This is a genomic window from Pararhizobium sp. IMCC21322, from assembly GCF_030758295.1.
Taxonomy (GTDB): domain Bacteria; phylum Pseudomonadota; class Alphaproteobacteria; order Rhizobiales.
In genome coordinates this window covers 3,930,561-3,945,693 of sequence record NZ_CP132335.1, presented here as the reverse complement: position 1 = coordinate 3,945,693, position 15,133 = coordinate 3,930,561, and the positions used below count along the sequence as shown (strand labels likewise).

Annotated in this window: 13 protein-coding genes; 6 read left to right on the top strand and 7 right to left on the bottom strand. The window is 51.1% G+C overall.

Going from position 1 to position 15,133, the window contains the following annotated elements; genetic code table 11:
- Nucleotide 1: 1 nt before the first annotated feature.
- Both RAL91_RS18620 and RAL91_RS18615 read right to left on the bottom strand, forming a co-directional pair.
- Nucleotides 2-1,240 (bottom strand): MFS transporter, encoded by a 1,239-nt coding sequence (locus RAL91_RS18620; RefSeq protein WP_306257749.1) that lies wholly within the window; start codon nucleotides 1,238-1,240, stop codon nucleotides 2-4.
- Between the two features lie 110 nt (nucleotides 1,241-1,350).
- A complete protein-coding gene (locus tag RAL91_RS18615) occupies nucleotides 1,351-2,553 on the bottom strand; it encodes a HupE/UreJ family protein (RefSeq protein WP_306257748.1) in 1,203 nt (400 codons plus the stop codon).
- A 150-nt stretch (nucleotides 2,554-2,703) separates the two neighbouring features.
- Between RAL91_RS18615 and RAL91_RS18610 the strand changes: the two genes are divergently transcribed.
- The 3 genes from RAL91_RS18610 (at nucleotide 2,704) to ettA (ending at nucleotide 6,029) form a co-directional block, all read left to right on the top strand.
- Nucleotides 2,704-3,507, top strand: a complete 804-nt coding sequence (locus RAL91_RS18610; RefSeq protein ID WP_306257747.1) for a DUF4198 domain-containing protein — start codon at nucleotides 2,704-2,706, stop codon at nucleotides 3,505-3,507.
- Nucleotides 3,508-3,637: 130 nt separating this feature from the next.
- Nucleotides 3,638-4,126: a fasciclin domain-containing protein gene (locus RAL91_RS18605; protein WP_371932438.1), complete on the top strand. Its 489-nt coding sequence runs from the start codon at nucleotides 3,638-3,640 to the stop codon at nucleotides 4,124-4,126.
- A 247-nt stretch (nucleotides 4,127-4,373) separates the two neighbouring features.
- Nucleotides 4,374-6,029: an energy-dependent translational throttle protein EttA gene (ettA, locus tag RAL91_RS18600; RefSeq protein ID WP_306257746.1), complete on the top strand. Its 1,656-nt coding sequence runs from the start codon at nucleotides 4,374-4,376 to the stop codon at nucleotides 6,027-6,029.
- On the opposite strand, the gene RAL91_RS18595 is transcribed toward ettA, so the two are convergent.
- Nucleotides 6,026-7,225, bottom strand: coding sequence for a nitrate/nitrite transporter (locus RAL91_RS18595; RefSeq protein ID WP_306257745.1), 1,200 nt, complete (start codon nucleotides 7,223-7,225; stop codon nucleotides 6,026-6,028). The genes ettA and RAL91_RS18595 overlap by 4 nt on opposite strands.
- 210 nt (nucleotides 7,226-7,435) lie before the next feature.
- Here RAL91_RS18595 and RAL91_RS18590 point away from each other — a divergent pair, with 210 nt between their 5' ends.
- On the top strand, nucleotides 7,436-8,038 hold the full coding sequence (locus RAL91_RS18590) for a GNAT family N-acetyltransferase (protein WP_306257744.1): 603 nt from the start codon (nucleotides 7,436-7,438) through the stop codon (nucleotides 8,036-8,038).
- 350 nt (nucleotides 8,039-8,388) lie between these two features.
- Here RAL91_RS18590 and RAL91_RS18585 read toward each other — a convergent pair whose 3' ends face one another.
- Nucleotides 8,389-9,450, bottom strand: a complete 1,062-nt coding sequence (locus RAL91_RS18585; protein ID WP_306257743.1) for an extensin family protein — start codon at nucleotides 9,448-9,450, stop codon at nucleotides 8,389-8,391.
- 127 nt (nucleotides 9,451-9,577) lie between these two features.
- On the opposite strand from RAL91_RS18585, the gene RAL91_RS18580 reads away from it, so the two are divergent.
- Nucleotides 9,578-10,849 carry an amidase gene (locus RAL91_RS18580; RefSeq protein WP_306257742.1) on the top strand — a complete coding sequence of 424 codons (1,272 nt, stop codon included), beginning with the start codon at nucleotides 9,578-9,580 and terminating at the stop codon, nucleotides 10,847-10,849.
- A 403-nt stretch (nucleotides 10,850-11,252) separates the two neighbouring features.
- On the opposite strand, the gene RAL91_RS18575 is transcribed toward RAL91_RS18580, so the two are convergent.
- Complete coding sequence (locus RAL91_RS18575; RefSeq protein WP_306257741.1) at nucleotides 11,253-11,843, bottom strand: FMN-dependent NADH-azoreductase; 591 nt, start codon at nucleotides 11,841-11,843, stop codon at nucleotides 11,253-11,255.
- A gap of 274 nt (nucleotides 11,844-12,117) precedes the next feature.
- On the opposite strand from RAL91_RS18575, the gene RAL91_RS18570 reads away from it, so the two are divergent.
- Nucleotides 12,118-12,726 carry a response regulator transcription factor gene (locus tag RAL91_RS18570; RefSeq protein ID WP_306257740.1) on the top strand — a complete coding sequence of 203 codons (609 nt, stop codon included), beginning with the start codon at nucleotides 12,118-12,120 and terminating at the stop codon, nucleotides 12,724-12,726.
- Here RAL91_RS18570 and RAL91_RS18565 read toward each other — a convergent pair.
- Entirely contained in the window at nucleotides 12,719-14,614 is a 1,896-nt protein-coding gene (locus tag RAL91_RS18565) for a hybrid sensor histidine kinase/response regulator (RefSeq protein ID WP_306257739.1), read from the bottom strand. The two genes, RAL91_RS18570 and RAL91_RS18565, sit on opposite strands and share 8 nt — an antisense overlap.
- Nucleotides 14,607-15,119, bottom strand: coding sequence for a hypothetical protein (locus RAL91_RS18560; protein ID WP_306257738.1), 513 nt, complete (start codon nucleotides 15,117-15,119; stop codon nucleotides 14,607-14,609). The genes RAL91_RS18565 and RAL91_RS18560 overlap by 8 nt, the downstream gene beginning before the upstream one ends.
- Between the last annotated feature and the right edge of the window lie 14 nt (nucleotides 15,120-15,133).

Sequence of the window (15,133 nt, the reverse complement as noted above, 5' to 3'; positions counted from 1 at the left end):
TTCAGCTTTTGGGTTCTTTCGGCGGTTTTGCGGTTTTGTTGGCCAGCCGCAGGAATTGCGGGGATGTTCTGATCAGTGCCACGAACCGTCTGTCGGGCTTTGGTGACAGGCCGGGTCTTGCAAGCGAGCGAACAATCGTAAACACCACCAGCATCCCATGCATGAGGCTTGTGTAGACAAATATCGCCGGTGAGCCGAATTGTTCGGCAAACACGGCTGCAAAGAACGGGCCACCAATAGCGCCGGCCGAAAAGAAAAACATCAACCCGGCAGCCACCAGCACATATTGGTCATCTTCAGCCTGATCATTGGCATGAGCTGCGGACAAGGCATAAAGGGGCATGGCAAATGCTCCAAAGGCAAAAATGCCGATCAGGCTACCCGTTTGCGATGTGGTGCCGAGTGCGGACAGGGTAATACTGGCTGCTATGGCGCCACAGGTCGCAATCATGAGAGACATGCGGCGGTTGAACCTATCGGACAGCCAGCCCAACGGATATTGCAGCAAAATGCCGCCAGCAATGCCAACACTCATGAACAAAGCGATGCCCGTTTCATCAAACCCGACATCCTGTGCATAAAGTGGCCCGATGTTTCGGAAGGCAGAATTGGTAAGGCCGATGGTAAAACAGCCGAAGCATGCCAATGGCGAAATCGCCCAAATGGCCTTTAGATCAAATTTGAAATTCTCAGGTGGTTTAGGACTTGATCTGTCCGACAGGGAAATTGGCACGATGGACAGGCAATACAGCATGGCCGCCACGGAGAAGATCGCGAAACTCATGACGCCGAAGGCCGGGATCAGAAACTGGCTGCCGGTGACAGCAAGCAGATCAATCATCCTGTAGAGCGAAAGGACACGGGCTCGGTTTTGTTTTTTTGCTTTTGAATTGATCCAGCTTTCAACCGTTGTGAACAGCCCGGAAAAGCAAAAACCCATGACAAATCGCAGCGCGACCCAAAGAATGGAGTCAATTGCGAGGACCATTAACAGGGTGCAGACCGCTGATAATGCTGCCAGTGCCGCAAAAGTTCGGATATGGCCGACTGATTGAAGAAGACGCGGTGCATAGATGCAGGCCAGCAGAAAACCGGTCGAATAGCTCGCGCCAATCAGCCCGATATCAAGTGCTGAAAAGCCTTCCGAGGTTCCACGCAAGGTAATGAGCGTGCCTTGGAGGCCGTTGCCGGCGAGCAAAATGCCCGCAGCAATGAGAAGGGGGAGCAGGGCTAGTGGCATTGCGGCCTGTGACTCATGTCATTTCGCCGCATCAAGCGCTTCAATTCGGAAAATGTCCAGTCACGCAGATGCGATTTTTCACCTGCTTCAGTGACAGGTTTGCCAGTCCTTCAGGCCAACACTGTGCGCTCCAGAAACCAGTAAGCTCCTATCGCTGCGATGATCAGTGACCCTGGAATGACAATCACCGCTCTGTACCAATCCTTGCTGCGGAACCAAAAGCCAACAGCCAGAAAGCAAAGCAGAATAACACTGATCTGGCCAAGTTCGACGCCGATATTGAACGATATCAACCCTGTGACGAAGTGAGATCGGGAAAGGCCGATTTCGGTCAGAACGCTGGCGAAGCCGAGACCATGCAGAAGGCCGAACCCAAAAATGACAAAGGGTCTCCACTTGCTCAGATGATTCATGAACAGGTTTTCGACGCAGATATAGACAATTGAAGCGGCGATCAGCGGCTCAACGATACTGGCAGGAACCGTGACAAGTCCAAGCATCCCCAATGCCAGAGTGATGGTGTGAGCCAGCGTGAAGGCTGTGACCTGCCAGAACAGCGGCGACAGGCGTGTGCTGAGCAGAAACAATCCGATCACAAACAGAATATGATCCAGCCCTTTGGGGATGATATGGGCATAGCCGATAACAACATAATCAGATATTACCTGCCACGTGCTCTGGGAGGTGATGCCCCGGATTGATATGGGATCACTGGTGGCGCCATTCTGCAGGTAGCCGGTATAGCCTTCGCCATTGTCACTTAATGGCCCGCGTAGCACAATTGCGCCCAGCGACTCATCCCATGAAACTGTCATGTTTTGCGCATTGGCAGGCAATTCACCCTTTAATTTAAGCCGCGAGATACGAGGTACCGAAAGGTCTCCAATGTCAGGCACCGACAGGTTGTCGATTGATGTCTCAAGGGGATTTTCATCGGCGGAAATTGTAATTTGACCCAGAAATGCTTCACGATTTGCAGCGACCCGCGCTTGCAGATCATCTGCTGAAAGCGCCCTGAGCGTGTTGTATTGCTCCGATTGGGGCGATTGGTCCGTGTCTTCATGTTCTGACCCGATGCCAGCAAGTGCTGCTTCAAGGTTAAGTGCAATATCAAGCTCAAACGCGGAACCATCCGGAGCAAAGACAAGATCAGCAATGGCCGGCTGAATTTCATGAGCGCGGGCAGTGCCGGTCAATGCCGTAAATGATGCAATTGTAATTAGGAGAACCAGTATTACAGGCACTAGATTGATATAAAGTCGGGAATATGGATTGAATTTGTTGGCTAGGATGAGCTTAATTTTGTGTGTCATTGTGTAAGCAGCAGGTCGAAATTTTAGCATTTTGTGTTCCGGAATAACCAATTTGAGGCCAGGTGCCTCTGGAGTAAAAATCTTATGCACTGCGTAGCGCGTTCTGCAATCAAATTTCGTCTTCTTCGTGTTTTCTCGATAGTTGGAATCATGACTGCATCCATTGAGGGTACGCTAGCGCATGAATTCTGGATCGAACCTGATACGTCACAAATCGCAGTTGGAGAGGGATTTACTGCCACTTTGAATGTCGGGCAGGACCTTTCAGGCAGTACCTATTCATATCTTCCGCCAAGATTTGAGCGATTCACCATAACTGCGGGCGGTTCGACCAAACCAGTGGAAAGCCGGGTTGGCGATAATCCTGCCCTTCAAATGCGCATCGAGGACCCTGGCCTTCAAATCATCGCATATCAGTCCAAAATTGAGGGCCTGACCTATGCAAGTCCAGAAAAATTTCAGCAATTTCTGGATTATGAGGGACTGGATTGGGTGCTGGACACGCATAAAGAGCGCGGCTTGCCATCAAAGAATTTCAGAGAAAACTATACCCGGTTTGCCAAATCCCTCGTTCAGGTTGGGCCATACAAATCTGACGGTTCCAGCGCCGACCAAGCGGTCGGTTTGCCGATTGAACTTGTTGCGATGAATTCTCCTTTTGAGCCAGGTCGTGAGCGTTTGGAAGTGCAGTTGTTGAGATCCGGGCTTCCTTTGGAGAACATTCAGATCGCTACGTTTCAGCGCAACATTGATGGGTCTGTTTCCAGGCGTCTAACGCGCAGCGACGCAAATGGTATTGCTGACATCCTGATCGATAGCGGCGGGTTTTTTCTTGTCAGCGCAGTGCAGATGGAAGCGATTGATCCAAAGCAGTCTGCGGAGGCTGTGAATGGCCGTATCCCTGTTTGGCAAAGCCTTTGGGCCTCTCTCAGCTTTCGATTGCAGGCAGACTGAGCTTTAGAAAACCCAACATTAACAATAGTTAATTGACTGAATGTAATCTGTAACGGAATGACCTGCGTAACTCCCACATCAAGCGCTTGATGTTAAATTTTGAAACTCAATTGCTCAGGGAGCATTCCAAATGAAACTGTTTAAAACTGTAATGGCCGGCATTTTCGCACTCGCATTCAGCGCGTCCGTTCACGCTGCAGGTCACAGCAAAGATATCGTCGATACTGCCGTCGATGCTGGTTCGTTTGAAACTCTGGTTGCCGCGGTTACGGCTGCCGATCTTGTGGATACGCTGAAAAGCGAAGGCCCGTTTACAGTGTTTGCACCGACAGATGAAGCGTTTGCAGCACTGCCAGCTGGTACCGTTGAAGATCTTCTGAAGCCGGAAAACAAGGACAAGCTGATCGCTGTCCTGACTTACCATGTTCTGCCCGGCAAAGTGATGGCCGCGGACATTGCAGGCAAGGAAATGATGGCCGCAACTGTTCAGGGTTCGGAAATTGATGTGAACGCAATGGACGGCGTCATGATCAATGATGCAACTGTCGTGACCGCAGACATTGAAGCCTCAAACGGCGTCATTCATGTGATCGACAAAGTACTTCTCCCAACCATGTAATATTGTATTCGGTCTCAGGACGAACTCCCCCTCTCGCCCTGCAGTCGACTGAATAGAATGTGAGCCGCCAGCACCTCCCGGTGCTGGCGGCTTTTTTTGTTGTCTGGTGTTCAAAACAGATGGTGTTCGCATAAGTTTTGCTGCTGTAAAAACTTAACAAATCCGGCTATCAGTAATTGCGAGCACATGGCGATCTGTCGTAGAAGGTGCTCAAATCTCAATCGACATTGAAGGAACGATCAGCCCTATGGCGCGGCAATTTATCTATCATATGAGCGGGCTTTCAAAGACCTATTCCGGCGGCAAGAAGGTGCTCAACAATATTCACTTGTCGTTTTACCCGGATGCGAAAATCGGTGTGCTTGGACCAAATGGTTCCGGTAAGTCGACCTTGTTGCGCATTATGGCTGGTCTGGACAAAGACTATACGGGCGAGGCGTGGGCAGCAGAGGGTGCAAAAATTGGCTATCTGCCCCAGGAGCCGGAACTGAATGAATCCAAGGATGTTCTGGGCAATGTCATGGAAGGCGTTGCAGAGAAGCAGGCGATCATAGATCGCTACAACGAACTGATGATGAACTATTCTGACGAGACCGCTGATGAAGGCGCCAAGCTTCAGGACATGATCGATGCCCAGGATCTTTGGGATCTGGACAGCAAGGTCGAAATGGCGATGGAAGCTCTGCGCTGCCCGCCGGGAGATTCTTCCGTAGAAAATCTCTCCGGCGGTGAAAAACGCAGGGTTGCTCTTTGCCAGTTGCTGTTGGCAGAACCGGATTTGTTGCTGCTGGATGAGCCGACAAACCATCTGGACGCCGAGACAGTAGCCTGGCTGGAGAAACATCTTGTCGCCTTTAAGGGGTCTGTACTGATCATCACCCATGATCGGTATTTCCTTGATAATGTGACTGGCTGGATTCTGGAACTCGACCGTGGCAATGGTATTCCCTATGAGGGCAACTACTCTGCCTATCTGGATGCCAAATCCAAGCGTATGGCGCAGGAAGGGCGTGAAGATGAAGCCCGTCACAGCGCGTTGGAGCGGGAACGGGAATGGATAGCAGCCAGTCCGAAAGCACGTCAGACCAAATCCAAGGCGCGTATCAAAGCCTATGATGAGTTGGTGGAACGCAGTGCAGCTCGCAAGCCGGGGCAAGCCCAAATTCTCATTCCGCCCGGTGAACGACTGGGGCAGATCGTTATTGAGATGGAAGGTGTTTCCAAAGGCTATGGTGAGCGGCTGCTGATCGATGATTTGTCATTCAATCTGCCTCCGGGCGGCATTGTGGGTGTTATTGGCCCCAATGGCGCGGGTAAAACCACTTTGTTCCGTATGCTTACCGGGCAGGAGGAGCCTGATTCTGGCACTGTGCGATTGGGAGAAACCATCAAGCTTGGCTATGTCGACCAATCACGCGACACGCTGGACGCGGACAAGAATGTCTGGGAAGAAATTTCCGGTGGTGACGAAGTTATCAAACTGGGCAAGCATGAAATGAACAGCCGTGCCTATGTTGGTGCTTTCAACTTTAAAGGTGGTGACCAGCAACAAAGGGTCGGGTCTTTGTCTGGTGGTCAGCGCAACCGCGTGCATTTGGCAAAGATGCTGAAATCAGGCTCAAACGTTTTGCTGCTCGATGAGCCAACCAATGACCTTGATACCGAAACCCTTGGCGCACTTGAAGATGCGCTGGAAGATTTTGCCGGTTGCGCCGTGGTTATTTCCCATGATCGCATGTTCCTTGATCGGCTGGCGACCCACATGCTGGCTTTTGAAGGGGACAGCCATGTGGAGTGGTTTGAAGGCAACTACGCTGACTATGAGGAAGATAAGAAGCGTCGTCTTGGAGCTGACGCCGTAGAAAATCCACGTCGTATCAAATACAAGCCATTTTCCCGCTAGACCGCAACGTCTTCTGGCCGCTCTTTGGCGGCTAGATAGAGGGCCAGAACCAAAGTCAGGCAGATAGCATAAAACCAGAATAAGGTCTGGAATGCGTGAATTGGTGTGTTCTGAATGGTTTCATCGCGAATGATGGCTGCTGTCGTCCATTGCATGACACCGACACCGCCGACAGAAAAGAAATTTAGCAGCGTGACGCCACGTCCGACCGCATGAGGTGGGAAAAATTGGCGCGCATGGGCCATCAACACCGGATATCCCATACCTGCAAATCCGCATAAAATAAGCATCGCGGTGGTCAGGTACAGGCTTGAAGCGGTCCAGATTGCAAGTACAAACACACAAACAATCACAATTGCGCCACCGCAGACATTCAACCATTTGCGGGATGGTGACCAACGATCGAGCGGACCGTATGCAACGCTACCGGCAATCATGGCAAGTGCCATCCACAAGGTGAGTGTTCCGATTGCCGCTGAGTCCAAACCGTAGACATCCGACAAATAGGGCGCGATCCAGTAACCTCTGAGCCCGGCAGGGATGGCATAGACAACGGCCATAATTGGAAAAATTGGCCAGAGAGCTTTCAACTTCAAGAGCGTGAGGAATGAGCCGCGATCTGACGGATTGTCGCCTGTGGTTTCCCGAACCGGATCTTTGACAAACTGGTAAATGGCAAGACCAATTGCGATGGTCAGTACAAACAAACCGAACATGACGGACCGCCAGCCAAACTGAGTGGCCAGAAGTTCCAGCGGCTTTGCACCGGCAACATTTCCAATGGAGCCAAATGCAACAAACCAAGCTGACAAAAGACCAAAACGCACGGCTGGAAATGCTTTGGCAAATATGAAGATCGGCGCCATCAGCACCGGTGAACACCCAATTCCAATCAGGCCCATTGCCCCAATCAGGTGCTCAGGTGTGGTGGCAAGGGCTAGCCATAGAACGCCGCCTCCTGCGCCAAAGGTGAAGAGTGCCGCTGTCATCCGTCGTGGGCCGAACCGGTCAAGCCATATTCCCACAGGGAACTGCGCCAGCGCAAACATGACAAACCATGCGCCGGATGCCAGCGACAGCTCCGTTGGCGTGGCACCCAGATCATTGCTGAGATCATCTGCAAGGACCGCCAGAAACGCGCGGTAAAATTGGCTCATGACATAGCCAAGCGCGAGTATTGTGATGCTGGGTCCCATGAATCTTCCTGATATCGGGTTCAAGGGGTGAGCTATTGCACTTGCTGTGCTGTGAGCGCAATTTCTTTAAATTGATGAGACTTCGCTTTTGCTGAACCCTTATTCGAAACCTGCCGCGTAACAGTTGTGAAAACCCGGTCTGCTGGTTGAGTTGGAATCTCTACTCCTGATGTTTGCCAACCGTCAGCGACGCAAGCGAAAGATGCACAAATGAATACGGCGAAAGAATACACGATACGGCCTGCCTGTTTTGAGGATGCGCGCGCCATGGCCAGGCTGATAGATATTGCAGGTGAGGGCATTCCAAACCTGCTTTGGAGTAACATGGCGGAGCCCGGGCAATCGGCGCTGGATGTGGGGCAGGCGAGGGTTTCTCGCGACGTGGGGGGATTTTCCTACCGCAATGCTTTGGTCGCCGAGGCCGAAGGTTTGGTGGTCGGCATGATGCTGGGATACATTGTGGAGCAACCCGATGAGGAGATAAACCAAGATCCAGCCAATTTGCCGGACCTTGCGTGGCCCTTTGTTGCTCTCGAACAGCAATCGGCGGGAACCTATTACATTGATGCACTCGCTGTGTTGCCAGGCTGGCGCCGATGCGGTGTCGGAAGTCGTCTGTTAGTGGCCGCTGAGCAACGGGCTCGAGGCCTCGGCGTTACAAATATGAGCATCCAGCATCTCGCGCATAACAAGGATGCAGTAAAATTGTGTAGCCGTATTGGCTATCAGTTTTCAGCCCAAAGCCCCGTTCTGTCCCAAACTTACCAGCCTTACTATTCGGGCGATGTGGAATTGCTGTTCAAGCCCCTCTGAGGTGAGTTTGGCTATTTGTTTCCAGCAGGTGGTCGAGCTCTTTTCATCCAGTCGATATCGGGCCGTGTTGCCAAAGTAAAATTTTGACCCGTAAATGCGAAACGAGGGCGTGACGATCCCTGGGGGGCCAATCCGAATGTCGAATTGTGTGCCCATGCGGCGGCCGGATTTTCTGAGTCGCTTCAAGCGCTTGCTGATCAAAGTTGAGATTTAGATTCAGGCTCTTTATGACAAAGTCGAAAAAGTCGAAGCCCGAATTGTGGTTTGGTTGTTGATCAAGTGAGGGGCGTTTGAGTTTTGGCTGACCGGCCCGGATATTCAATTGTCCTGATGACGATCAGACGGGGGTCCTACTTGCACAGTCGGTAGGTGCCAGATTTGCCATGTTTGCCGAGGTCCAGGTGAAAATGGTCTAGATGATAACGATCCGCGTTCGGCCCCAGAACCGTGGTGAAATATTGGCAAGCGCCAGCATTGACTTCCCTTAGGAACCGACGTTCTGCCCGCTTTCCATTCCAACCGCTGGCAACTTTGATTTTTTTGCCGTTGGCTAGCGTGAAGACGCTTATGTCAATTGCATTGCCGTAACCATGTTCGGATAGTTTTGCGCCTTTCACACCATTGCGGCTGCGGCATGCAAACGAGGCCGCAACACGCAATTGCGCAATGTTACTGCCAAAATGCTTTCTGGCTGCCGGTTGAACAACGGTCTCCACCCACTTTGCAGTCGCCAGCCCAACAGTTCGCTGAACATTCGCCTGAGGATAGAGCTTAACAGTTTGAGGAGCACGGATGCCGGCTAATCCAACCAATTGCCGTTTGGGGCAAGAACTGCGCAGTGCGGATGACGAAACTTTTGTCAAAACCAGTGGTGCAGCCACTCTTGTTTTGTTGGTTCTTTTCGGCAGAACGGGCCTGACCGCCGCAAGTCTTTCCAATGGTTTTCTGCGAATTTTTTTGCGCGGTGCCGGAGCGACTGTTTTTGCTTTTGGTTTGACCCCCGTCAGAGGTTGAGGCGGACGTTGGGGCGCAAAGGCAAGTGCAGAAAGTCGTTGGCCAAGACTGTTTCCAGATTTCCTGGTTTTGGAGACCTGGCTTAAATTTGAGCTTGGATTGGCGTTTAGTTTAGCCCGTGTACGTGATCCCAGATTGGGGCGGGGACGGGGGACGGGACCGGAAATGCGAGCGCTGACTGAAGGTCTTTTTGCCGCTGCGGCTTTTTGTTGGCTTTTTGGCCTCTGGCCGCGGACTCCATTGATCTCTCCCTTCAAGCGTTTGAAGATGCCAATCACAGAGTTGCCGCGCTCGCCAGTCTGCTGAGCGACAGCCGCTGGTTCATCCACGATCACGATTGCAGAGGATAGCAGGATTGCGGTCAGCAGCAGTCGTGTGAGGGCCGTCTTCTTTTGCATGCCGAGGTGATTCACTTTCGCTTGTCGATCTTACATAATTCGTTTGGCTTGCATTTGTGGCCAAAAGGCGTCTTTTTAACGACAATTGCGTCCGCCGCTTACATCACGCGAAGAAAGCCATCTGACTATGCTTACGAAGTTCCAACCCAATCAGACATACTCGCTGACTGCATTGAACGGCCATCGTTCAAATGGTCGTGCTACCGAATCCGATATTCAGGATTTGATCGCACAAGGTGCGGCTTCTATTGCTGAAAAAGACCCGGATATCAAGGCTTTTACCTCGCAAATTCCGCTTGCCGATGTGGGCCGCAATTTTGATTTGCCTTTGTTGGGTCTGCCGGTTGGTGCGAAGGACATTATCAATACATCAGAATTGCCAACACAACATGGGTCCACCATTTATGAAGGGCATCAACCGCGTGCAGATGCGGCCATTGTGCGTCTTGTGAAACGCGCTGGCGGGCAGGTAGCACATAAGACGGTCACCACTGAATTTGCCTTTCTGCAACCAAACAAAACCCGTAACCCCCAAAATCTCAATCATACTCCCGGGGGCTCGTCTTCCGGGTCTGCCGCTGCAGTGGCGTCAGGCATGTTGCCATTTGCAATTGGTACGCAAACTGGTGGTTCCATTATCCGCCCTGCAGCCTATTGCGGCACTTTCGGCTTTAAACCAAGCTTTGATGCATTACCAACAGTGGGCACCAAAACGTTTTCGTGGAGCCTGGATACCCTTGGCCTTTATGCGCCTTCGGTGCCTGATATGCATCTCTTCTGGTCCGCGCTCATGCAGTCAGCAGAGCCATTGAGAACACCGGATAAACCGCTGAATCTGGGCATTTTACAGCCAAATGTTTGGGGTGAGGCATCGGCTGATGCTCAAGAAGCTATTGCAAAAGCGACCGAAGCCTGGGTTTCGAAAGGTGTCAACGCCACAACAATTGCCTGGACGGATTTGTACAGCCAGGCATTTGATGCCCATAAGACCATTCATGATTACGAAGGTTGCCGGGCGCTTGCCTGGGAAATGGATGTGCATCCTGACAAGCTCAGCCCGGTCCTCATGGAATGTTTGAGTGAGGGCCGTTTTGTCACCCGAACCGCATATCTGGAGGCACAGCAGATTGCAGAGCGCGCGCGTCGGGCACTTGCGAGAACACAGGACACAGTGGATGTGATCATTACGCCCTCTGCTCCAGATGTTGCGCCTGAAACCCTGAACAGCACAGGTACATCCATATTCAATCGATTTTTGACGCTGATGGGCGTGCCCTGCATTCATCTGCCAGCTTATCAAACCGAATCAGCACTGCCGATTGGTTTTCAACTCGTGGGCAAATCGGGCCAGGAAGACAGATTATTAAGCGCGGCTGACTATCTTTGGCGGGCTTTGTGATGCCCTTTTTTGATGGTCTTATAGAAGACGATCTTGCATAATTTGACCGGGAAAAGTTCAAGGGCCGCAACGCGGTAGAGGCGAAATATCGAGGCCTCAATTTGTGTTCTTCGCAGTGCAGCACATTTTTTTCTTTTCAATATGGCTGATTTGGCAAAAACTTCGTCTCACGCTTTACAGCGGAGGATTGAAAGATGACTAAGTCAAATGCGTTAAGAGCAACCAATTTTGCTCTTCTGTGTGCCGCGTTTCTATTTATCGGGGCTATTGTGCTGGGTGCCGTCTAGGCAGCAATAGCTACTCCGCATCGGGGCGCCTTATAAAGGGTTTCCCATAGTCTGGGCGGAAAAGGTCGGGCAAAACGCCCGGCCTTTTCTTTATCCAACACCGCCATGGTATGAAGTCAGGCGGCAATGCTTTGGATTGTCTTTCGAACAGCAGAGATTTTTTCTTCACTCTCGAACATCAGGCGATCTGCGGCGATGATTTCCACATCGTGTATGCCAATGAACCCAAGAACATGCTTCATGTAATTTGTAGCAAAATCCAGATCAGATCCACTGACCACACCACCTGATGTTATGATCAAATAGGCGCGTTTGCCGTATAGCAGGCCAACAGGCCCATTCTCGGTGTAGGAAAAGGTCTCTCCGGCACGGCAAATCTGATCAATCCAAGCTTTGAGACTGGCCGGAATTCCAAAATTATATATCGGAACACCAATCACCAATGTATCAGCCTGCCTGATCTCCTCAATGAGTGCATCTGACATATCCAGCGCCGAAACATGCTGCTTCGTGCGCGCTTCCTTTGGTGTTTGGCTGGCTGCAATCCAGTCATCATTTACGATTGCGATGCCGGATGCAACGTCGCGGCGAATGATTTGTGTAGCAGTCGTTTCACCAAAAGACTGTACCAACTCTGAAACGAGTTGTCTGCTGACTGATCCTTCATGGCGGGCAGAGGCGTTGACTTCCAAAATCGTGTTTTTCATTTTATTGCCTTCATCGGTGAATTGCGATGAAAGGCAATTGGGGCTGTTGCCAGCATTTTGGAATACTTGCGCGACGCAACACATTGTCTCTTGAATGGAAACAATCTGTCTGTACTGTCTTCGAAATAAGTGATGGTCTGCCTATATATTGCCAAATCATGCTCTAGAAGCTCAAGCTCCATTCCAACTGGACCGTGCCTGGTTTAGAAGGCATTACTTCCAGTACGGGCAATACACTTGATTTGATTTTCCGATTTTGACCAAAGGTACTGCTATGAAATCCGTCTTTGTGCTCGATGACCACAAGCTGTTTTTGACGGGACTAAAGCTCTTGCTGGGCTCAATTAGCGATGAAATTGACTGCAAGGCTTTTGATGAAGCTGGCGAGTTATTGAAGGCGTTGCAGGATTCTGCGAACAGCCCCGATCTTGTCATCATGGATTTCTATGTTCCGGGATGCAATGTGCCGGACCTCATAGCGCAGTTATCCGGCGATCTGCCAGCCTGCAAAATACTCATTGTGAGCGCCTCTATCAATCCATCTGACGAGAGTCAGTCCCTGGATGCAGGTGCAGATCTTTTTCTTAGCAAAGCAGTGGATCCACTCGTTCTGGTCGATGCTGTTTCATCGCTTTTGAACGGCAAGATTCCAGCCAATGTGACGCCTGCCACCACCTTGTTGGCGAAACGGTTTGAACTGACGCCCCGGCAACTGGAGATTCTCGTTCTCGTGTCAAAGGGCCTGTCAAACAAGGAAGTCGCAAGGCTGTTGACAATCTCACCGGAAACAACAAAGTCCCATCTGCGAGATATCTATCGAAGGTTCGATGTCGCAAACCGTATTGAAGCGATAGATTTTGCGCGTTCGCACGGGCTTAGCTGACAGTGCTGTCGTCGTTTCGTTGCCAGCTTTTTTCAACAACACGCAAGGCCATTGCCAGGTCTTCCGACATAAATGGCTTCTTTAGAAAGCGCCCGCCCTGGTCCTTGATGTGAAGTATCATGTCTGGATTGGCATATTGCGAAATGATCACACATTTTGGCATCAGATTTGAGGAGCTCCGGGCCAGGAAATCAAAAGCTGTCAGGCCCCCACCCAAATCAAAATCCACAATCAGAAAATCACAGTTTTTCAGCTGGTCATCCGAAACGCCCATGATCTCAGATCGATCGCCAATGATTTCGACGTTGTAACCAAGACTTTGAATCATGGCCGCGATGCTGGTTTGATACTGCAGGCTATCTTCTACCAGCAATATACGCTGTTTGGTCAAACTGGCGCTGTTTGTGACGGCTGCTGAACCCTCGGATTCCTGTCTCTGGAGTTGTGATGTGTCTGCAGCTAGAGGCAGTACAACGCCAAATCGGGAGCCTTTGCCCTCGTGGCTTTGAAGCGTTATTCGGCCATGCATTGCGCTCACCAAGTCGCTGACGATGGAAAGCCCCAGCCCGACATTGCCGGATTGGCGCACCCTGAGATCATCGATTTGATAGAATGCGTTGAATATGTGTTGTTGCTCACCGGGCGATATACCCAGTCCAGTATCGGCGACGATGATCTCAGCCAATCCTCCCGGGCGTCGCCGGACACCAATTGAAATCCGCCCTTTGGCTGTATATTGAACCGCATTGTAAGCGAGATTGCGCAGAACCCGCTCCAGGAACTCCGGATCAGCGCGCACGAATACCGATGTGGGCACATATGTCAGTTGCAACCCTGCATCTTCGACAACCGGACGCAACTCGTCCACAAGCCTGCTGATCAGAGCATGAATATCTGTACTCTCAAGCTTCGGGGCAGGCAGGTTTTCCTTGATCCACGCCAACTGCGAAACGCTTTCAATAAGACCCTTTGCCGAACGCAGGCACTGCTGGGCAGCAGCAGTCGAAGCGTCGGCAACCCTTGGCAGGCGCTGATGTGCCAGATTGTTGAGGTGGAGACCAAGGGCACTCAATGGCTGGCTGAGATCATGGCTGATCGAGTGCAAAAAGCTTTCCCGAAGTTTTGTCTCCTTAAGCACGCGCTCCTGCGCTTGATTTTCCTGGGAAAGCGAACGCTCCAATGCGAATGATTGTTGCTCAAGCAACACGCTGGTTTCCCGCAATTTGTAGGCAAGATTGGCTTCGTTGAGGTGCTGAATGTGGATGGCGTAGCCAATGCCGATCGAAACAATTGTTGCAAACAGCAAGGTGCAAATCAGAAGGCCCCAGAACGGGGGCTGCTCCCAGAAACAATACGCAATGCTGGGCAGAAAAAGAATGATGCGGCCCAGAATCAATGCAGGCAGAAGCCGCGAATTCAAAGTCGCTGAGCCGATGCCCGCAGCCGTCGTCAAGACTATGATCAGAAGCATGCGCTCATAGATCAGCGGCGACATGAACAACAATATGCAAAATCCCCAACCGAACATCACAAGCAAATCTGCAAAGATGATCAGCCGCTCCGCGATATTTGATTGAACCGCACGATTGGATTGCTGCCGAATTTGCAGGAACAGCAAAATGACGGTGCCGATAATCGTGAATATGATTTGCACGGTCAAAAATGTCAGTGAAGCTATTGGGCCAAATCCTGCGGTGACGGCAATCAACCCGACAAATATGGCCGTGTTGATGTTAATCAACATACCTATCCAACCGTCAAAAACCGCTGATTCAAGTAGCGCCAGTTTAATTTCAGCAGGACGGTCTGCCTGGCTGAGAAGAAATATCTTCTTGGGAAGTTGCGGAGAAAACCGTATGGACGCTGCTTTTTTGCCGTATTCAGTCATGCTTGAAGCTCTTGGGCGCCATTCCAAAACAAATGTGAAAAACCCAGTAAAACACCCAGAGAAAAACAGGAATAAATACAACGGCGCGGATAAGCCTGACATAGGCGGAAATAGCGAATGATTGATCGGGAAACGCTGAAGAATTAATCCCCGGCACTTCAATTCTGACATCATAAAACCGCGACAGTACCAAGACCGATACGATTGTTATGGGCGCAGCCAAGGCAAAAGCGCCCAGCAGATATTGCGGAAATGTGACCAGTCCAATGCGCCAGAATAACGGTGCAATGAAGGTCGCGAAAAAAATGCCGAGAAACGAGTCCCACAAGGAGTCGAACCAGGACGAAATTCCGATGCCGAACACGCGTAACCCATTGTCCATGGTGAGCCCGACCACAAACATGACTGAACCGGACACACAAAGTGAAAACAGAAAAACAGACCACCGGAAGGGCTGCATTTCAGACGGTCTTTTCAGCCGCAATACGGGGGCTTGGATGCTCATGTCACAGACGCTTC